This is a genomic window from Mycolicibacterium aichiense, assembly GCF_010726245.1.
Lineage (GTDB): Bacteria > Actinomycetota > Actinomycetes > Mycobacteriales > Mycobacteriaceae > Mycobacterium > Mycobacterium aichiense.
The window spans coordinates 3,875,563-3,894,656 of record NZ_AP022561.1; the positions used below are offsets into that span (position 1 = coordinate 3,875,563).

General features: G+C 66.0%; 15 protein-coding genes. 7 read left to right on the forward strand and 8 right to left on the reverse strand.

The genetic code is table 11. The features are described from left to right. Positions 1–144 precede the first annotated feature (144 nt). From G6N32_RS18770 to alr, 4 genes are all read left to right on the forward strand, one after another. Positions 145–1,050 (forward strand): LysR family transcriptional regulator, encoded by a 906-nt coding sequence (locus G6N32_RS18770; RefSeq protein WP_197935744.1) that lies wholly within the window; start codon positions 145–147, stop codon positions 1,048–1,050. An 89-nt stretch (positions 1,051–1,139) separates the two neighbouring features. Continuing rightward, positions 1,140–2,660 (forward strand): APC family permease, encoded by a 1,521-nt coding sequence (locus tag G6N32_RS18775; protein WP_115321406.1) that lies wholly within the window; start codon positions 1,140–1,142, stop codon positions 2,658–2,660. A 21-nt stretch (positions 2,661–2,681) separates the two neighbouring features. Next, the gene (locus tag G6N32_RS18780) at positions 2,682–3,701 is read left to right on the forward strand and encodes an aminotransferase class IV (RefSeq protein WP_115320874.1); all 1,020 of its coding nucleotides are present in this window, start codon (positions 2,682–2,684) and stop codon (positions 3,699–3,701) included. Between the two features lies 1 nt (position 3,702). Continuing rightward, positions 3,703–4,845 (forward strand): alanine racemase, encoded by a 1,143-nt coding sequence (gene alr, locus G6N32_RS18785; RefSeq protein ID WP_115320875.1) that lies wholly within the window; start codon positions 3,703–3,705, stop codon positions 4,843–4,845. Here the strand turns inward: alr and G6N32_RS18790 are convergent. Further along, positions 4,806–6,206: a xylulokinase gene (locus tag G6N32_RS18790; RefSeq protein WP_115320876.1), complete on the reverse strand. Its 1,401-nt coding sequence runs from the start codon at positions 6,204–6,206 to the stop codon at positions 4,806–4,808. The genes alr and G6N32_RS18790 overlap by 40 nt on opposite strands. A 194-nt stretch (positions 6,207–6,400) precedes the next feature. Here G6N32_RS18790 and G6N32_RS18795 point away from each other — a divergent pair, with 194 nt between their 5' ends. The 3 genes from G6N32_RS18795 to G6N32_RS18805 are packed head-to-tail and all read left to right on the forward strand — an operon-like array spanning position 6,401 to position 10,639. Then, on the forward strand, positions 6,401–7,606 hold the full coding sequence (locus G6N32_RS18795) for a cytochrome P450 (RefSeq protein ID WP_115320877.1): 1,206 nt from the start codon (positions 6,401–6,403) through the stop codon (positions 7,604–7,606). A 31-nt stretch (positions 7,607–7,637) separates the two neighbouring features. Further along, positions 7,638–8,477 (forward strand): mycofactocin-coupled SDR family oxidoreductase, encoded by an 840-nt coding sequence (locus tag G6N32_RS18800; RefSeq protein ID WP_036344180.1) that lies wholly within the window; start codon positions 7,638–7,640, stop codon positions 8,475–8,477. After that, positions 8,465–10,639 carry a molybdopterin-containing oxidoreductase family protein gene (locus tag G6N32_RS18805; protein WP_232077172.1) on the forward strand — a complete coding sequence of 725 codons (2,175 nt, stop codon included), beginning with the start codon at positions 8,465–8,467 and terminating at the stop codon, positions 10,637–10,639. Before G6N32_RS18800 ends, G6N32_RS18805 begins: the two co-directional genes overlap by 13 nt. A 222-nt stretch (positions 10,640–10,861) precedes the next feature. On the opposite strand, the gene G6N32_RS18810 is transcribed toward G6N32_RS18805, so the two are convergent. The 7 genes from G6N32_RS18810 to G6N32_RS18840 are packed head-to-tail and all read right to left on the reverse strand — an operon-like array spanning position 10,862 to position 19,093. Then, on the reverse strand, positions 10,862–11,707 hold the full coding sequence (locus tag G6N32_RS18810) for an alpha/beta fold hydrolase (RefSeq protein ID WP_115320878.1): 846 nt from the start codon (positions 11,705–11,707) through the stop codon (positions 10,862–10,864). Next, entirely contained in the window at positions 11,704–12,684 is a 981-nt protein-coding gene (locus G6N32_RS18815; protein WP_276048318.1) for a cyclase family protein, read from the reverse strand. The genes G6N32_RS18810 and G6N32_RS18815 overlap by 4 nt, the downstream gene beginning before the upstream one ends. A 13-nt stretch (positions 12,685–12,697) precedes the next feature. Continuing rightward, on the reverse strand, positions 12,698–13,510 hold the full coding sequence (locus G6N32_RS18820) for a coniferyl-alcohol dehydrogenase (RefSeq protein WP_115320880.1): 813 nt from the start codon (positions 13,508–13,510) through the stop codon (positions 12,698–12,700). 4 nt (positions 13,511–13,514) lie between these two features. After that, positions 13,515–14,822 carry an LLM class flavin-dependent oxidoreductase gene (locus G6N32_RS18825; protein ID WP_115320881.1) on the reverse strand — a complete coding sequence of 436 codons (1,308 nt, stop codon included), beginning with the start codon at positions 14,820–14,822 and terminating at the stop codon, positions 13,515–13,517. After that, a complete protein-coding gene (locus G6N32_RS18830) occupies positions 14,819–16,540 on the reverse strand; it encodes an FAD-binding protein (protein ID WP_115320882.1) in 1,722 nt (573 codons plus the stop codon). The genes G6N32_RS18825 and G6N32_RS18830 overlap by 4 nt, the downstream gene beginning before the upstream one ends. Then, positions 16,537–17,466 carry a 3-carboxyethylcatechol 2,3-dioxygenase gene (locus G6N32_RS18835; RefSeq protein WP_232077174.1) on the reverse strand — a complete coding sequence of 310 codons (930 nt, stop codon included), beginning with the start codon at positions 17,464–17,466 and terminating at the stop codon, positions 16,537–16,539. The genes G6N32_RS18830 and G6N32_RS18835 overlap by 4 nt, the downstream gene beginning before the upstream one ends. Beyond that, complete coding sequence (locus G6N32_RS18840; protein ID WP_115320884.1) at positions 17,414–19,093, reverse strand: bifunctional 3-(3-hydroxy-phenyl)propionate/3-hydroxycinnamic acid hydroxylase; 1,680 nt, start codon at positions 19,091–19,093, stop codon at positions 17,414–17,416. Before G6N32_RS18840 ends, G6N32_RS18835 begins: the two co-directional genes overlap by 53 nt. Position 19,094: the final 1 nt, after the last annotated feature.

Genomic DNA, 19,094 nt, shown 5'->3' on the forward strand with positions numbered 1-19,094 from the left:
CCGGTGCGCGTACGCAGTCAACTCGCAGCCCGCGAGGTAAGTCAAGCGTGTGATTTAAATACGTCAATCTCGCCGAGATCGACGCACACTGGAAGCTCACGATGAGTCTCGAGCCTGGAGGGCACCACGAAAGCCGATGTCACGTTGCGCCAGTTGCGGTACTTCGCGGTCCTCGGCACCGAGCTGAACTATCGGCGCGCCGCCGACAAGTTGTTCATCACCCAGCCGGCGTTGTCGACGGCGATCAAACAACTCGAGCTCCAGTTCGGTGTCGCGTTGTTCACCCGCAACACCCGCGAGGTCGCGTTGACGGATTTGGGCGCAGCGTGGCTCCCCCAGGTGCAGCAGGCGCTCAGCGGTGTTGACGCCGTCGTCGCCAACCTGGTGACGATGTCGGGGACACAGCAGGGCGTGTTGCGACTCGGCTACCTGATCGGTACCGGAGCAGATCTGTTGTTTCGCATCGTTCGGCATTTCGAGGCGGCCCACCCGGGCGTGGTCGTCGAACCCAGCGAGTACGACTTCGCCGACCCCACCGCTGGTCTCGGTGACGGAAGCACAGAGGTCGCGCTGATCCGGCCACCGGTGGATCTGCCCGATCACCGGATGCTTCTTCTGGACGCCGAGAGCTGGGTGGCGTGCCTGCCAAGGGATCACCGGCTGGCCACCCGCACCGAGGTCGACATCACCGACCTGCTCGACGAACCGATCGTGTGCGCACCGATGACCGCCGGCGTCTGGCGTGACTACTGGCTGGCGATGGACGCACGTGGCAACCGCCCGCCGTCGATCGCCGGCATCGCCGCGACATACGAAGCCGAGACCACGATGATCGCCCGCGGCCTCGGGATCAGCTTCACGACATCGTCAGTGGCGCATTTCTACGACCGCCCCGGAATTGTTTACGTGCCGATCACCGGGCGCCCGCCCAGCTACACCGCGCTGGCGTGGCACCCCGCGCGGCTGTCTCCGCAGGCAGCGGCGCTGGTCTCGCACGTTCAGGAGCACTGGAACTTCGGCGAAGAACCCGTTGATAAACCACGCTTATAAGTCCATTGAAATGTGGAACTTCCGAAACCGTTCACGGCGGGTTTTCCTGGCTTCAGTTGTTCTATGAGCCGCCCTGACCTGGAGTGACCATGACCGATGCGCTGACCCCCTCCACTCATTCACCGCTACCACCCCCAGCCCGACCGGGCGAAAGCGAAGACGCCCGGCTCGCCGAGTTCGGCTACCAGCAGCGACTTGACCGGTCGGTGGGCTCCCTTGCGTCGTTCGCCATCGGATTCGCCACCATCAGTGCCACCACCGCGGTCTTCACCGGATTCGGCGCCGGATACTTCACGGCCGGAGGGCCCTTCGTCTGGACTCTGCTGTTGGCCGGCATGGTGTTCGCCCTATGGGCGTTCATCGCCGCGGACCTCACCGCGAAGATCCCGCTCGCCGGTTACGCCTACCAGTGGACCAGCCGGATCAACGGGCCCAGTCTCGGCTGGTTCACCGGGTTCGTCGCTCTGCTCGGCTGGATCAGTGGCATGACGGGCGTCGGCTTCATCCTGTCGGGCTACCTCGGCGGCCTGTTCGGCTGGAACATGACCCAGAGCGAACAGATCGTGGTGGCCATCGGCGTGGTGTTCCTCTGCGTGCTCATAAACATCTATGGCGTGCGCTTCGCCACCATGGTCAACAACATCGGTGTGAGCCTGGAGCTCATCGTCACCGTCGGCGCGACACTGTTGGTGGCGATCATCGCGTTCTCCGCCCCCGACCACCACCAACCCATCTCGGTACTGTTCACCGGCGGTGAGTCTGGCGACAAGGACTCCTACGTAGTGGCCTGGCTGGCCGCCGCACTCGGCCCGTTCTTCGGCCTGATCGGCGTGGAGTCCGGTGCCGACGTCGCCGAGGAAACCAAGAACGCCCGCCACGTGGTCCCACGCACCATGTTCTACGCACTGGTCACCTCGATCGTGATCGAGCTGCTGATGTACGTCGTCTACGTCCTGGCGATCCGCGACGAGGCGGCCGTCGAAGCCAACTCGGCGGCGCCGATCGAGGAGATCATCAACCAGCAGGCCGGCCCCGTTGTCACCAAAATCGTTGTGGCAGTGGCACTGACCAACATCCTGGCGTGTCTGCTGTCCAACATTCTGGTGGCCACCCGGTTGACGTACTCGATGGCACGCGACAACATGCTGCCGGCCTCCCACCTGTGGCGTCACGTCTCAGCCAAGAGCAAGACCCCCACGTACGCGGTCATCGGTCTCGGATGCCTGTCCACAGTGTTGCTGCTGTCCGCTTTGGTCAACGAGAAGGCGTTCAACTACATCCTCGGTATCGCCTCACTGTTGTTCTTCTCGGTCTACATCCTGCAGACGATCGGCCTGCTGATTGGCGTGCGCAAGGGCACCATCCCGCAGGGCGAACCGGGCACCTTCGATCTGGGCCGTTTCCGCGTACCGGTCTACGTCACCGCGCTGATCGTGTTCCTCAGCGTCGCAGTGGCGTTGATATTCCTGCCGCAGTTCGCCGGCAATGGCTGGGTGTTCCTCGGCATCGTCGCTGTCGGTGCCCTGTGGTGGGGCACCGGACTTCGCGGCCGGCTCAGCCGCGGCGACGCCGGATCGGACTTCGCCCGCACCCACCTCGTCAACGACTAACTCCGAAAAGGAAGCACCCACATGACGATTCACACCGATTTCGCCACCAGCAATCTGGTCAGCGTCGAGCCTGGCGCCATCCGCGAGGACACCCCGCCCGGGTCGGTGATCCAATACAGCGACTACGAGTTGGACTACTCCACCGAATTCGCGGGCGGCGCCGCCTGGATCGAAGGTGAGTACGTGCCGGCCTCCGAGGCGCGGATCTCCATCTTCGACACCGGTTTCGGGCACTCCGACCTGACCTACACCGTCGCGCATGTCTGGCATGGCAACATCTTCCGGCTCGGCGATCACCTGGACCGGCTGCTCGACGGCGCTCGCAAGCTGCGACTGGACGCCGGGATGACCAAGGAGGAGCTGGCCGACATCACCAAGCGCTGCGTCGCGCTGTCGGGACTTCGAGAGTCGTTCGTCAACCTGACCGTCACCCGTGGTTACGGAAAACGCAAGGGCGAGAAGGACTTGTCCAAGCTCAACCACCAGGTCTACATCTACGCGATCCCCTACCTGTGGGCATTTCCGCCCGAGGAACAGATCTTCGGGACAACCGCCGTCGTGCCGCGGCACGTCCGGCGGGCGGGACGCAACACCGTCGACCCGACGATCAAGAACTATCAGTGGGGCGATCTCACCGCGGCCAGCTTCGAGGCCAAGGACCGCGGGGCCCGCACCGCCATCCTGCTCGACGCCGACAACTGCGTGGCCGAAGGACCTGGCTTCAACGTCGTGATCGTGAAGGATGGGAAGCTGTTCTCCCCGTCGCGCAACGCGCTGCCCGGGATCACCCGCAAGACGGTCTTCGAGATCGCCGACGGCATGGGCATCGAAGCGACCTTGTGCGACGTGACCAGCCGCGAACTCTACGATGCCGACGAGTTGATGGCGGTGACCACGGCGGGCGGCGTGACGCCGATCGTCTCACTGGACGGCGACGCATTCGGTGACGGCCGACCAGGCCCATTGACGGTGGCGATCCGGGATCGCTTCTGGGCGTTGATGGACGAGCCGTCGCCCCTCATCGAAGCCATCGACTACTGACATGGCGGCCGTCGAGGCCGTCGTCGACCTGGGCGCGATCGCCCACAACGTGGGCGTGGTGGGTGACCGGGCGCGCTCGGGCGTGATGGCCGTTGTCAAGGCCGACGGCTACGGCCACGGCGCCACCCAGGTCGCGCGCGCCGCGCTGGCGGCCGGTGCGGCCGAGATCGGCGTCGCCACGGTCGACGAGGCCCTGGTACTGCGCCGCGACGGGGTGTCCGCTCCGATCGTTGCCTGGCTCCACACGCCCACAACCGATTTCGCTGCCGCGGTTGCCGCGGACGTGGAAGTGGTGGTGTCCTCGGTCCGTCAGTTGTCGGCTGTGGCGGCGGCAGCCGAATCCGTGGGCACCGCCGCGACGATCGGGGTGAAGGTCGACACCGGTCTCGGACGCGGCGGCGCCGGGCTACCCGAGTGGCCGCAGCTGTGCGGCGGCGTCGCCACATGTGTGGCATCCGGTTCGGTGGTGATGCGGACCGCGATGACACACCTTGCCAGAGGTGATGAACCAGATCATCCGCTGAATACTCGGCAGGCGGCACATCTGGATGACTGCGTGTCAGATCTGCGCCGGGCCGGCACACCCGCACAGGTGGTGCACGTGTCGAATTCAGCTGCGGCACTGACTCGCCCGGATCTGTCGCGCGATCTGGTTCGCGCCGGAATCGCCATCTACGGGCGCACCCCCCTGCCACAGCTCGGCGATTTCGGTCTCGAACCGGCGATGACGCTGACGGCCGAGATCGCGCTCGTCAAGAAGATCTCGGCAGGACAGGGAGTTTCGTACAACCACATGTGGATTGCGCCGCGCGACACCACGATCGCGGTCGTCGCCTGTGGGTATGCCGATGGCATCCCTCGGGTGCTGTCGGACGGGTTCGCAGTGATGATCGGCGGGCGACGATTCCCCAGTGCGGGACGAGTCTGTATGGACCAGTTCGTCGTCGACCTCGGGCCCGGCGCAACCGGCGTGACCGAGGGTGACCGGGCGGTGCTGTTCGGTTCTGGAATCACCGGCGAGCAGACCGCCGCGGACTGGGCACGCGCCGCGGGCACGATCGACTACGAGATCCTCTCGGGGGTGCGTGGGCGCACCGTGCGGCGCTATCTGTCTCGGCCCAGCGTCAGCAGGCAGGCATCCTGATAGCGCTCCATCACCGTTGGAGTCGGCTCTGCTTCATAGACCACGGACGGGACCGACGACCACGCCGGGCAGTCGCCGCCGGTCAGCGTCCACGCCGCCTGACGGGCGGCACCGAGTGCGACGTACTCGCCCGGTTCGGGTACCTCGACCGCCATGGACAGCACAGCCGGCGCGATCCGCCGGATCGCTTCGGAGCGCACGCCGCCGCCGACGATCATCACCCGTTCGGCGCCGACTCCCTGCTCGGCGATCTTGTCCAGACAGAACCGCGTCGAGGCGAGTAATCCTTCAACGGCAGCGCGGGCTACGTTGGCCGGCAACAGATTACGACTGGTCACACCGTGCAGCGCACCGGAGGCGGCGGGCAGGTTCGGTGAGCGTTCGCCGTCGAAGTAGGGCACCCAGATCAGGCCCTCGGCACCGGCAGGCGCACGCAGCGCCAGGCGGGAGAATTCCTCGAGGGTCACCCCCAGCATGTCCGAGACCGCGGCCAGCACCGGGGCGCCGTTGAGTGTGCACACCAGCGGCAGATACCGCCCCGTCGCGTCGGCGAAGCCGGCAACCAGCCCCTCAGGGTCACGCGGCGCCGCTTCGCTCACGGCGCTGACGACTCCGGAGGTGCCCAACGAAACGACGCAGTCACCGACACCGGCACCGAGCCCCAATGCGGCGGCGGCGTTGTCCCCGGCGCCAGGCCCCAACACCGCGCCGGTGGCGGTCTGCCCGGCCGGCTCGTGCGGACCCAGGACCCGCGGCAAGGCAGGCCTGCGGCCGCGCATGGCGGTGGTGAGCACATCGTCTCGGTACGCACCGGTCGCCGCCGAGTAATAGCCGGTGCCACTGGCGTCACTGCGGTCGGTGCACAACTCACCGATGTCGGTGGTACCGCGCAGTCGCCAGGTCAGCCAATCGTGCGGGAGACAGACCGCGGCGGTCGAGTCGGCGTTACCCGGTTCGTGGTCGGCCAGCCAGCGAAGCTTGGCCACCGTGATCGAAGCGACTGGCACGACACCGATCTGATCGGCCCACCACGCCGCCCCACCCGAGTCCGACAGCAAGTCGGCCGCGGCAATATCCGAGCGGGTGTCGTTCCACAGCAGCGCGGGTCGTACGACGGCGCCACGGTCGTCGAGACAGACCATCCCGTGTTGTTGACCACCGATGGATATCGCGGCGACGTCGTCGAGGCCCCCGACCTGGGCCACGCTGTTCTGCAGAGCCTGCCACCAGTCTTCGGGGTCGATTTCGGTGCCGGGAGGATGCGCTGTGCTGGCCGATCGCACGACCGCGCCGGTGTCCGCATCGCAGATCACGACCTTGCAGGATTGGGTGGACGAGTCCACACCGGCAACGAGCGTCATACCTGGGCTCTCATGGACGATTCGCTGCGCGACACTCCCCTATTCAACCTGGTCACGAGCTAGCCGACCAAACGGCTGCGACCACGTAAGCGAGCGGGATGAGAACGATGTTCTCTCACTTGGTCAGCAAAGCTCACGCATTCCGCACATGCCATTGACACGTTTTGAACAGAACTGCAATTGTTGCTCCACCGATGGCCCATGGGAGGAACATTCCGGTGACAGTCAGTGCCGCTCACGATCTTCACTACGACCCCTATGACGTCGACCAGAACATCAACCCGTTTCCGATGTTTGCGCGCCTGCGCGAGGAAGCACCGCTGTACCACAATGCGGATCTCGACTTCTATGCGCTGAGCCGGTTCGACGATGTCAACAAGGCCGTCATCGACCACGAAACGTTCATCTCCGGCCGCGGCGCATTGCTGGAGATCATCAAGTCCGGCATGGAGATTCCGCCCGGCACTTTGATTTTCGAGGATCCGCCGATCCACAACATCCACCGCAATTTGTTGTCTCGAGTGTTCACCCCGCGCAAGGTTGCCGCGCTGGAGCCGCAGATCCGCGAATTCACCACCCGGTGCCTGGATCCCCTGATCGGTACCGGCCGGTTCGACTTCGTCAACGACCTCGGCGAGCAGATGCCGATGCGGGTGATCGGCATGCTCCTCGGCATTCCGGAGGACCGCCAGCGCGCGATCACCGATCACGGCGAGGCGACGCTGCAGAAAAAGGAAGTCGATCTGCTGGCCACCGGCGAGGTGTTCGCCGAATTCATCGACTACCGGCGCGATCACCCGTCGGACGACATCATGACCGATCTGCTCAACGCCGAATTCACCGACGAGACCGGCACAGTTCGGCGGTTGCAGCGCGAGGAATTGCTGCTGTACTTGACGGTGATTGCGACGGCCGGGTCCGAGACCACCACCCGTCTGATCGGCTGGGCGGGAAAGACCCTGGCCGAATACCCCGACCAGCGTCGTGAACTCGCCGAGAACCCGGGCTTGATCCCGCAGGCGATCGAAGAGATCCTGCGCTGGGAACCGCCCGCTCTGCAGATCGCCCGCTACGTCACCCGCGACGTCCAGTACTACGGCCAGACCGTCCCCGCGGGGTCGGCGATGCTGATGCTGGTTGGCGCGGCCAACCGCGACCATCGCCGGTTCGCACCCGACGGCGACGTATTCGACATTCACCGTGAACTCAAGTCGCACATGACTTTTGGGGCCGGTACCCATTTCTGCATGGGCAACGCGCTGGCCCGGATGGAGGGTCGAATCGCGCTCGAAGAGATCCTCAAGCGCTTCCCCACCTGGGAGGTCGACTGGGCGGGCGCGAAGAAGTCTCAGACCACCGCGGTCCGAGGCTGGGATGCCATGCCGACGATCGTCCCCTGACATCCATCACCTACGAAGGGACTGAACAATCATGGCAGGACGGGTAGAGGGCAAAGTCGCGTTCGTCACCGGCGCGGCACGCGGGCAGGGTCGCGCGCACGCGGTGCGGCTTGCGTCAGAAGGCGCCGACATCATCGCGGTGGACATCTGTAAGAAGATCGACACCGTCGACCTGATCGCGGCGTCGACGCCGGAAGATCTGGCCGAGACCGCCGACCTGGTCAAGGGCCACAACCGGCAGATCTACACCGCCGAGGTCGACGTCCGCGACTACGACGCGCTCAAGAACGCGGTCGACGCGGGCGTGGACGCCCTGGGCCGGCTCGACATCATCGTGGCCAACGCCGGCATCGGCAACGGCGGCCAGACGCTGGACAAGACCAGCGAGACCGACTGGACCGCGATGATCGACATCAACCTCGGCGGCGTGTGGAAGACGGTGAAAGCCGGTGTGCCGCACATCCTCGAAGGCGGCCGTGGCGGATCGATCATCCTGACCAGCTCGGTGGGCGGGCTCAAGGCTTATCCGCACACCGGGCACTACGTCGCCGCCAAACATGGTGTGGTCGGCCTGATGCGGACGTTCGCCGTCGAGCTGGGTGCGCAGAACATCCGGGTCAACTCGGTGCACCCGACGAACGTGAACACTCCGCTGTTCATGAACGAGGGCACGATGAAGTTGTTCCGTCCCGACCTGGAGAACCCGGGCCCCGAGGACATGAAGGTGGTCGGTCAGCTGATGCACACCCTGCCGATCGGCTGGGTGGAGCCGGAGGACATCGCCAACGCGGTGCTGTTCCTGGCGTCCGACGAGGCCCGCTACATCACCGGCGTCACCTTGCCCGTCGACGGCGGCAGTTGCTTGAAATAACCCCCACACCGCCGCAGACCGTCCACACGTTCTGCCGGTACTGCCTTGCCTCGTGCGGTGTCGAGGTCACCGTCGAGGCGGGGCGGGTGGTGAAAATCTCTGCGGACAAACAGAATCCGCACAGTTGGGCGGACTTCTGCGCCAAGGGCCGCACCGCCGCCCAGCTGGTCGAACACCCTCGCCGCATCACCCGCCCGATGCGGCGGGTGGGCGACCGCTACGTCGAGGCGACATGGGACGAGGCCGTCGCCGACATCTCCGCGCGGATGTCGGCGATCATCTCCGCAGGCGGTCCCGACGCCGTCGCGACCTACACCGGCAATCCGTCCGGCTTCTCGTCGTCGAACCTGCTGTTCATGACCGGCTGGCTGGACGCCATCGGCAGCCAGAACCGCTACTACGTCGGCTCGGTCGATCAGAACGCTCTGCACGTCGTGGCGCAGGCGATGTACGGCTCACAGTTGTTCGTCCCCGTCTCCGATATCGACAACTGCGACTTCTTCCTTCTGGTGGGCGCCAATCCAGCTGTCAGCGCGTGGAATTGGGTGGAGACGGTGCCGGGCGGCTGGAAACGGGCGCTGGCCCGGCAACGACAGGGCGCCAGGATCGTGGTGGTCGACCCGGTCCGCACCGAGAGTGCCGAGAAGGCGGACACCCATCTGGCCGTCCGCCCCGGCCAGGACTGGGCGCTGCTGCTCGCCATGGTGAAGGTGATCCTCGACGAGGGCCTCGAGCACCGCGACGACTGCCGCGACCTCGCCGGCGGGATGGCCGCATTACGCGCGTTGGCCGCCGAGGCCGACCTCGACGACCTGGCAGCGCGCTGCGGCATTCCCCGCACCGACATCGAGACGCTGGCACGCGATTTCGCCGGCGCACCCGGTGCCATGGCGATCACCCGCACCGGGGTCTCGCTGCATCTGGCCGGGACCATCGGCGAGTGGCTGGGGCACGTCCTCAACGTCATCACCGGACGGATGGACCGGCCGGGTGGGCGACGATTCGAGCGTGGCTACGTCGACGCGTTGAAGCTGGCGGCGTTCGCCAAGCCGGTGGATCATCGCAGCCGGGTGCAGGGCCGGCCCATGGTGGCCGGCCATCACGGACTCGACGAATTGCCCGGCGAGATCACCACTCCCGGGCCGGGGCAGATCCGAGTGATGGTGATCAACGCAGGCAACCCCGTCGTCTCCGGGCCCGATGGCGCACGTCTGGATGCCGCGCTGGGTCAGCTCGATCTATTGGTCGTGATCGACTTCCTGCAGCGCGAAAGCCACCGGCACGCGCATTGGCTGCTTCCCGCAGCGCACTGGCTGGAACGGGACGATCTGCTGGCGCTCACCAGCGGCCTGCACGACGAACCCTACGTCCAGTACGGGCGGCGGGCGATCGACCCACCGGATGATGCTCGCGAGGAGTGGCGGTTCTTCCTCGATCTGACGCTGGCGATGAAGCGGCCCTTCCTGGGAATCCGGGGCGTCAACGGGTTCGTGAGGGCGACGCGGGCGCTGGCCAGGGTGACGCGCAAACCGTCGTGCGCGTTCGGGCCGCACTGGATCGACCGGATGATCATCGCGTCGTGTCGCGGGATCAGCTGGCGTGCGGTCATGGCGCATCCGCACGGCTGGGTGTTCGGCAAACGCGAATTCGGACATCTCCGAAAGGCATTGCGCACCGCAGACAAGAAGATTCACGTCGCACCCGTGGAGTTTGTGGACCGGGCCCGCGAGCTGCTCGCCGAACCGCATCCCGTGGCACCGGCCGGGCGTCCGTTCCAGCTGGCGAACAGCCGGCGCCGGCACTCGATGAATTCGTGGCTCAACGACATTCCGGGCCTGCACCCGTCGGGCAAGGACAATCATGCGGTGATCAACTCCCACGATGCGGCCGCGCTCGGGATCGCCGACGGGGATCGGGTCAGGGTGTTCTCCGACATCGGTGCGATCGAGCTCACCGCCGTGATCAGCGACAGGCCCCGGCCCGGCGTCGTGATCGTCGACCACGGCTGGGGCTCGCGGGTGTTCGACCCACGCGGCGGTGCCGAGCCGGTGTCGTTCGGCGTCAACCGCAACCTGCTCGTCGAGGGCTCCCCCGTCGATCCGCTGTCGCAGACGCCGGCATTGAGTTCGGCGTACGTGGGGATCGAGCGAGTCGGGCTCTAGCTGGTCACTCTCGTCGCCCAAACCGGCGTTTCGCCGGGAAAGTGCGAGTAGAACGCTGCACAACGTCAATCTCGGCGACCGAGCCGCGCTGAAACGCATCGCGCTCTGACGAGATTGAACTCACGCAGCTGGTTACTCGCACTTCTCCTGCGCCAGTTCAATCTCGTCGAGCGGAGCTGGGGGCGAGTCAGCGGTCCGCCGGGATCGACGTTGCGCAGGCTCCTACTCGGAGTTCTTCTGCGAACTGTCGGTTTGGGCGAAGAACCCCAGCAGCAATTCGACGAGCGCATCAGGTTGCTCGATCTGTGGACAGTGCCCCGCATCATCGATCACCGCCGATCGGCCTGCCGTGATCTGCCCGGCGATCTCGGCAGCCCATCCCGAGGGCAGCAGCTTGTCACCGGCCCCCTCCACCACCAACACGGGCACGCGGATGCGCTCGTAGGCCCGCTTGCTGGACGGCATCGGCGGGACATCGAGGCCGGGGCGACGAAACCTCGCTGCCGCCAACGACTCCCATGCCCCTGGCGCGACACTCGACTCGTAGCGCCGCCGCACGTAGTCATCGTCGACGGGATACGACGCGTCGAAGAACAACGCCTCGACGATCGCGCGCATCGCCTCGAAGGTGGCGTCGTAGTCGTAGAGGGCGGTGGTGTGCCGATTCTTCTGAATCTCCCCGCCGCCACAGATCGTGGCCGCAGTGCGCACCGGCAGCACCGGCGATTCCGAGGTCATGTCCACCAATAAATTGATGGCGCCCATCGAGTTGCCGACGAAATGGGCCGAGTCGATGCCCAGCAGGGCACAGAACCGGGCGATGTGCCGGATACGCATGCCCCGGCCGTCGGTGAAGTCGACGACCTTCGCCGACTCGCCGAAACCCAGCATGTCCGGAGCCAATACCCGATAGTGCCGAGACAGTTCGGGAATCACTCTTTCCCAACCGATTTCGGCACTCACACCGAACTCGCCCCCATGCAGGAGTACGACCGGCTCACCTTCGCCCGCCTCGAGGAAGTGCGTCGTCAGGCCGTCGACGACAAGGGTCCGATGCTGGAAGCTCACTTGATCGCGATCGGGTTGACGGGTGACCCAACCGCACCGGTGACCGACAGCGGGGGCGCGACGAGCTGGAATTCGTAACGGCCGTCGGCCGCGCAATCGGCGGCCAGCTCGGTGAGATTCCAGTACTCGCCCAACATCAAGCCCATATCCCGCAGGCACAACATGTGCATCGGCAAGATGGTGCCGTCGACACCCGACACCGGGTTCTCCACCATCAGGTTGTCGGCCGCCACGGCGGCGACCTGATGATCGTGTAGCCACGACGCGCAGGTCCAATCCAGTCCCGCGCCGGGTTCCCGTCCGTCACGGGTCTCCAAAAACCGCGCCCACCAGCCGGTTCGGATCAGCACGATGTCGCCCGGTTCGATGGTGACACCCTGCCTGCGGGCCGCCTCGTCGAGTTCGGCCGGCGTGATCGGCTCGCCAAGTTCGCAGAACGTCGGTACCCCGCGCAGCTGCACGATGTCCAGAAGGACACCGCGAGAGGTGATGCCTTTGCCGTCGACCTTGTCGATGCCCAAGTAGTACGCGCCGAGACTGGTCACCGAGTCTGCGGGAAAACCGTTGTACAGCTTGTCTTCGTAGTACACGTGCGACAGCGCATCCCACTGCGTGGCAGCCTGCAGCGGCATGATGATCATGTCGTCGTTGAATCGCATCGGCCCGGCCGTCGAATACCCGCTCAGCTGCACGGCCGCCGGGTTCCTCAGCCACGTGGGCCCGTACTCCAGCAGCGTGTTGGCGTCGCCGCCGTCGATCGTCATCACATGGGTGGGGTTCTGCCGATACTGGAACGCGCCCTGGGGGCCGGACGATCCGAAGTCGACACCGAGCGGAAACACCTTGCCGTTCTGGACCGTTGCGGCTGCCTGAGCGACCTTCTCGGGGGTGATGAAGTTCAGGGTGCCGAGCTCGTCGTCGTCGCCCCACCGTCCCCAGTTACGGACGTCGTCGGCAACCCGACGGAAATCGCTCATACTGTGCACCTGGTCATCCCTTCTCGTAGTCGGCGGCGTGCCGCGCCGCGATGTTGCCGCCGTCGGCCCAGATGACCTGACCGGTGATGTAGCCGGCGGCCCGGCTGCCCAGAAACGCCAGCACCGCCGCCTGCTCGGTCGGGTTCGACACCCGGCCCAGGGGCTTGGGGATGTCGTCGAGTCGTCCCTGCCCGTAAGCAGACCGAAGCTGGTCGAGGATCGGGGTGTCGGTGACACCCGGTCCGCTGCAATTGATCCGGATACCCTTGGCGCCCAGCGGCACGGCAGTGGTGACCGCGTAACCGATGATCGCCTCCTTGGACAGCCGGTAACCGCCGTCGGCCAGCGCGTCGGGGTGGTCGTGGCACCATTCGACACCCTCTGCCATCGATCCCGTCGCCAGTAAGCCGGCCGCCTGCGGCAGGTTCTCACGGTAGTTCGCGGCGGCCAACGAGGACACGCAAACGATCGACGCGCCGGGCTGCAGCTGCGGCAGCATCGCCTCGGTGAGGTGCCGGGTGCCCAGGAAGTTGATCGTCACGACCAGCACGGGGTTACCGATCCCCGAGGACACCCCGGCCACGTTGAACAGCGCGTCGACAGGACCGCCGACCGCGTTCACCGCCCGGTCGATCGAGCCGGGGTCGGCCAGATCGATCTCGACGAACTCGTCGACCCCGCTCGACGGCCGGCGCATGTCGAGGCCGACCACTTCGGCACCCAGTGCGGTCAGCTGATCGCACAGCTGCGCGCCGATTCCCGACGCGCAGCCGGTGACGACCACCCGGCGGCCGTCGTACCGCAGCAGATCGTCGATCGTGGACACGGGGCTACTTGGCTTCCCGCTTCTCTTTCTCCAACTGTGCGGCCTTCACGCGGCCTTCGTTGATCTCGGCCATCGCCTCGGGAATCTCACCGGCGGTGAACTTTCCACCCCGGCCGGTGGGCAGACCGCCGAAGGCGTAGGTCTCGTCGAACAACGGAGCCTCCGACGGCTGGCGGCGGGCCTCGACCTTGTCGATCACCGGCGCCAGGCGCTTGGCCTTGTCCTTGACGGCTTTCTCGTCGCGTTCGATGAATTCCGGCAAGATCTCCTTGCCCATGATCTCGATGGATTCCATCGTGCCCTCGTGGCTGCGCGGGTTGAGCAGCAGGATGATCTCGTCGACACCGCTGGCCTCGTAACCACGCAAGAATTCGCGCACCGTATCGGGAGAACCGATCGCCCCGCGGCCCGGGCCGTATGCCAGTGTCGGATCGTCCTTGACGGCGTTCTCGTACAGCTCCCACACCCCGGTGCGACCGGGGATGTGCATGCCGTTGATGTAGTAGTGCATGATGCCGAACGAGAAGAAGCCGCCGCCGATCCCGATCCGCTTGAGGGCCTCCTCGTCGGTCTTGGCCACCATCATCGACAGGTCACCGCCGATCGCGAGCAGGTTCGGGTTGATCGCCGGGGTGACGGGCGTGCCCTGCTCCTCGAACTCCTTGTAGTAGCCGTCCACCCGCTCCTTGAGAGCCTCCGGACCGGTGTAGGCGAAACTCAGTGCGCCGATGGCTTTCTGGGCGGCCATCTGGACCGACGACGGGCGGGTGCAAGCCACCCACACCGGCGGGTGCGGGCTCTGCAGCGGCTTCGGGACGACGTTGCGGGCCGGCATCTGGACGTGCTCGCCCTTGAAACCGGTGAACGGCGCCTCGGTCATACACCGGATCGACACCTCGAGCGCTTCTTCCCACATGGTCCGTTTGTCGGCGGGGTCGATGTCGAAGCCGCCGAGCTCGGCGACCGACGAGCCTTCGCCGGTGCCGAACTCGACCCGGCCGTTCGACAAGTGGTCCAGGGTGGCGACCCGCTCGGCGATGCGGGCGGGATGGTTGATCGGCGGCGGCAGGTGCATCACGCCGAAACCGAGCCGAATGTTCTTGGTGCGCTGGCTGGCTGCCGCCAGGAACATCTCCGGGGCGGTGGAGTGGCAGTACTCCTCCAGGAAGTGGTGCTCGGTGAGCCACACGGTGGAGAACCCGGCTTTGTCCGCGAGCTCCACCTCGTCGAGGCCATGCTGAAACAGCTGGTGCTCGTCGTCCTCCGACCACGGCCGCGGCAGCGGAAACTCGTAGAACAGCGAGATCTTCATGCGGTTACCTCTCGATTGGAATTGTGGGAGATGTGTTCTGCTGCGACGTATCCGAACGTCATAGCGGGTCCGATGGTGGCGCCGGCGCCGGCGTAGCTGCGGCCCATCACGGCGGCCGAGGCGTTCCCGGTGGCGTAGAGACCACCGATGACGGTGCCGTCCTCGCGGAGGACCCTGGCGTGCTCGTCGGTGAGTAGGCCACCCGAGGTGCCGAGGTCGCCGAGGATGATCTGGAACGCCAGATACGGCGGCGCGCCCAGCGGGGCCAGGTTGGGGTTGGACAGCGTGGGATCGCCGTAATAGTTGTCGTAGGCGCTGTCTCCGCGATTGAAGTCGTCGTCGTGTCCGCGGCGCGCGAGCTCGTTGAACCGGTCCGCGGTGCGCTGCAATTCACCGGGCGGCACGCCGATCTTGGCCGCCAGCTCACCGAATGTATTCGCTGTCTTGACGATTCCGGAGTCCAGCCAGGCCTGCGGGATCTTACGGCCGGTGGGTACCGGCGCGAACGGCACCTTCGGAATCGGCAGGTGCCCACCGACCACGTACCGGTGGAACGACGCGATGTCGGTGATCAGCCAGCACGGGATGTGCTGGGTGCCCGCTTGCTGCCCTTCGATCATCGCGTGTGCGAAGTCCATATATGGCGCGGCCTCGTTGATGAACCGCTTCCCGGCGCCATTGACCACGAACTGCGCGGGCATCATCCGCTCGTTGAGCATGAACTGCAGACGGCCGTCCGGCCAGCACATAGCCGGGAACCACCACGCTTCGTCGAGCAGATCGGTGGCGGCCCCGACCTTCTCCCCCGCCCGGATACCGTCGCCGGTGGCCGCCGGATTGCCGAAGCTCCAGTCCTTTTCCAGCACCGGCAGATGCTCACGGCGCCAGGCCATATCGTGATCGAACCCGCCGGAGGCCACCACCACGCCGCGCCGAGCGGCAATGCGCACGGGCTTGCCGGCCCGCTCGATGACGGCGCCGACCACGTTGTCATCCACATCGATGATCAGTTCGGTCATCGGCGACGACAGCCACAGCGGGATGTCCTTTTCTCTGAGCGCCAGGCGCATCCGCGCCATCAGGGACTGCCCGATGGCCGCCATCCGGTCGCAGAATACCCGCGCCCGGAACATCCGCCAGATCAGTTTCAGCAGCACGGCCTTGCCGCGCCAGTTCTGCCGGACCTGATAGAACAGCCGCAGATCCTTGGGAGCGAACCAGATTCCCTTCGGCGCCAGAGCGAGTGGCGCGAGAAGGTTCGCCTCCTCGTCGCCGAGCTTGCGCAGATCGATCTCGGGCACGTTGATGGTGCTGCCCCGTTCCGAACCGCCAGGCAGCTCGGGATAATAGTCGGCATATCCCGGCTTCCAGACGAATTCGAACCACTCACTGGAGTTTTCGAGGAATTCCATCATTGCCGGGGCGGTGTCGACGTAGGTGCGCAGCCGTTCGTCACTGACCAGACCCCCGGTGATGGTCTTGAGGTAGGTGAACACCCCGTCGGGATCCGGGCAGTAGCCGGCTTTGCGCTGTGACGGTGCACCAGGCACCCAGATGCCGCCGCCGGACAGTGCGGAGGATCCGCCGAACTTGGGCGACTTCTCCACGATCAAGGTGTCGAGCCCCAAGGCGTCAGCGCGTAGCGCCGCGGTCATACCGCCTGCGCCGGAGCCGATGACGAGGACGTCGACTGAATGATCGAAGTGGTTGTCGCTCATGCGGTTACCGCCGTCCGGATCGCGAATCCCGCGATCAACTCGGGAGCAGCGCGGTAGTAGCGCTGCTGCGTCTGATAGTCACCCTGGGACGCCAACGCGGCGAATGCCGCCACCCAGGTTCGGATCTCGTGCGCGGAGTTGCCGGCTTCGCGGGCGATCCAGTCGTTGGTCCAGCCGTCCACCTCGGCCAGCCGGTTGGTGTCGATGAGGTCGAGCAGGGCAAGGTCCCAGTCCGGGTTCAGCGGCTGCAGTGCACTCTCGCCGCGGGCGAACTGGTAGGCAGCGGCGATCACGGCCTCCTGCCGTGCCGTTCGCCCATCCGGGGACATCGGCGCCCCGCCGACGATGCGCTCGAGCGCCGCGGGTGGCGCAGTCGCCAGCGTCGGCACCGGTGGGTCATGGGACAGCCCACCGGATCCGACGACAAGCACTCGTTTGTCCAGGGTGCCAAGGAATTCACCGATCGCGCTGCCCAGCGCCCGGGTGCGCTTGAGCGGCCCCAACGGAGTGGCCACCGAGTTGATGAACACCGGGATGACGGGCGGCGCGGCGGCGGGCAGATTTTCGGAACCGAACAGCACTTCGAGCGGCTGGACCGTGCCGTGATCGACGTCCATGGCCGCCGACAAGGAGACGTCGACACCGGCGTCCCACACCGCTGCCGCCATCTCGTTGGCGAGTGCGGCCGGCACATTCAACGGTCCGGCGTGCGTGCCGTAATCGCCGACGCCGGCGGCCGCTGTGCCGATGCAGAACGGCGGCATCAACCGGTAGAAGAACCCGTTGTAGTGGTCCGGTGAGAAGATCACCACGAGCTCGGGGTCGAATTCCGCTACGAATGACCGGGTTTCGGCCAGCCGTCCGTTGATGTCGTCAAGTAGTTCCGCCGACGGGCCGGGAAGGTTCAGCAGCGGGCTGTGTGACATACAGCAGAGCGCCAGTGGCATCGGTGCCTCCTCCCGGGGTCAAGGTGAGTGTGTCGAGCAGGGCCGTGCTCAGTTCCGGTGTGCGTTGGGCGATGCAGGCGCCGGCGATGCAGCGGTCCGGCCGCAGGAACATCACCGACTCTTCGTGTGCGTCGAACCATGCCTTGAGTGCGCCGGTACGGTCCCCGACGACGATGACGTCGGGGTCGTCGTGTCCGGTCCAGTGCAACTGGGTGATCGGACGCAGCGCGACGAAAACCGCACCCAGCGACTTCCACGCCGCGAAGTCCTTCTCCCCCAGCAGTTGTCGGGGGTTGTTGCTCCAGCAGACAAAGGCGAACCACGGGCCGATGACGTCGTCGAGCAGGACGTTCTGGTTGTCCCGGGTGTCCACCCGGGGCTGGATGAACAGGGTGCCCACCGCCGACGACGGTGACCGCGGCTCGGCGTGCACCACCGCACCCTGCTCGTAGCGGGGCATCGGCTTGAACCGCATCTCCAGTACATACCGCTTCAGCGTGGGCACCAGGGATGCGGCGCGAATCACCGCGTCCCGGGCGGCGGCCACGCGCGAGTTGGTCGGCGAGATGACCTTGCCCACTGTGGTCGAGAGGTCGATCATCGCGCGAGCGTGCTTACGGCGCTCGACGTCGTAGCTGTCCAGTAGCGCATCGCGGGCCTGTCCCTTGACCACGGCTGCCAGCTTCCAGCCGAGGTTGGCGGCATCGCGGATGCCGCTGTTGTAGCCCTGGCCCTGCCACACCGGCATGAGGTGGGCGGCGTCCCCGGCAATCAGGATGCGTCCCTTGCGGAATGAGCTCGCGATTCGGGAGTGGTGGGTGTACAGGCGGCGGCGGATGATGTCGCACTTGTCCGGGTAGGGCACCAGCCGGGACAGCATCTGCGCGACGAACGCGGGGTCCTCGGCCTGTTCGTCGGTCTCGTGGCCGTGGATGAGGAACTCGAAGCGCCGGATGCCGTGGGCGATGGCGATCGAGACGTAGGGCCGGACCGGGTCGGCGCCGACCTCGCTGTTGGGATGTCCGAGTGGATCGTTGGCGATGTCGACCACCAGCCAGCGGGTCGACGACGTCGTGCCGTCGAAGGACACCCCCATCAGACGGCGGGTGGCGCTACGGCCGCCATCGCAGCCGACGACGTAGCGGGCGCTGACCGTTCGGGGGTGGGAATCGGCGGGCGACAGCTCGACGACGACTCCGTCGGCGGTCTCGGTGATCGAGGTCATCGGATGACCCCATGCCACCTCGACGTTGCCGAACCGGCCGAGGCCTTTGTAGAGCTCGGCATCGACCAGCGGCTGGACGAAACCGTTGCGCTTGGGCCAGCCGAACCGCGCGTCGGGCGGTGCCATCTCGGCGAGCAATCTCCGCTTGCCGTCGTAGAACCGCAAGATCTGGTTGGGCACGGTGTGCGGCAGTACGGCGTCCGCCAGGCCGATCGCCTGAAAGGTCCGCAGGGCTTCGTCGTCGAGGCCCACCCCGCGCGGATAGTCGATGAGCGCATCTCGCTCATCGACCACCAATGTGCGAACCCCCTGCAGGCCAAGGATATTGGCAAGGGTCAACCCAACCGGCCCGGCACCCACCACGACGACGTCGAACTCCATA

What these genes read in the sequence shown, in the direction of transcription:
- G6N32_RS18830 (WP_115320882.1), bottom strand. Translation starts at nt 16,540, where the DNA reads ATGAGCGACAACCACTTCGATCATTCAGTCGACGTCCTCGTCATCGGC.
- alr (WP_115320875.1), top strand. Translation starts at nt 3,703, where the DNA reads ATGGCGGCCGTCGAGGCCGTCGTCGACCTGGGCGCGATCGCCCACAAC.
- G6N32_RS18775 (WP_115321406.1), top strand. Translation starts at nt 1,140, where the DNA reads ATGACCGATGCGCTGACCCCCTCCACTCATTCACCGCTACCACCCCCA.
- G6N32_RS18840 (WP_115320884.1), bottom strand. Translation starts at nt 19,093, where the DNA reads ATGGAGTTCGACGTCGTCGTGGTGGGTGCCGGGCCGGTTGGGTTGACC.
- G6N32_RS18800 (WP_036344180.1), top strand. Translation starts at nt 7,638, where the DNA reads ATGGCAGGACGGGTAGAGGGCAAAGTCGCGTTCGTCACCGGCGCGGCA.
- G6N32_RS18790 (WP_115320876.1), bottom strand. Translation starts at nt 6,206, where the DNA reads ATGACGCTCGTTGCCGGTGTGGACTCGTCCACCCAATCCTGCAAGGTC.
- G6N32_RS18825 (WP_115320881.1), bottom strand. Translation starts at nt 14,822, where the DNA reads ATGAAGATCTCGCTGTTCTACGAGTTTCCGCTGCCGCGGCCGTGGTCG.
- G6N32_RS18835 (WP_232077174.1), bottom strand. Translation starts at nt 17,466, where the DNA reads ATGTCACACAGCCCGCTGCTGAACCTTCCCGGCCCGTCGGCGGAACTA.
- G6N32_RS18795 (WP_115320877.1), top strand. Translation starts at nt 6,401, where the DNA reads ATGGCCCATGGGAGGAACATTCCGGTGACAGTCAGTGCCGCTCACGAT.
- G6N32_RS18815 (WP_276048318.1), bottom strand. Translation starts at nt 12,684, where the DNA reads ATGAGCGATTTCCGTCGGGTTGCCGACGACGTCCGTAACTGGGGACGG.
- G6N32_RS18780 (WP_115320874.1), top strand. Translation starts at nt 2,682, where the DNA reads ATGACGATTCACACCGATTTCGCCACCAGCAATCTGGTCAGCGTCGAG.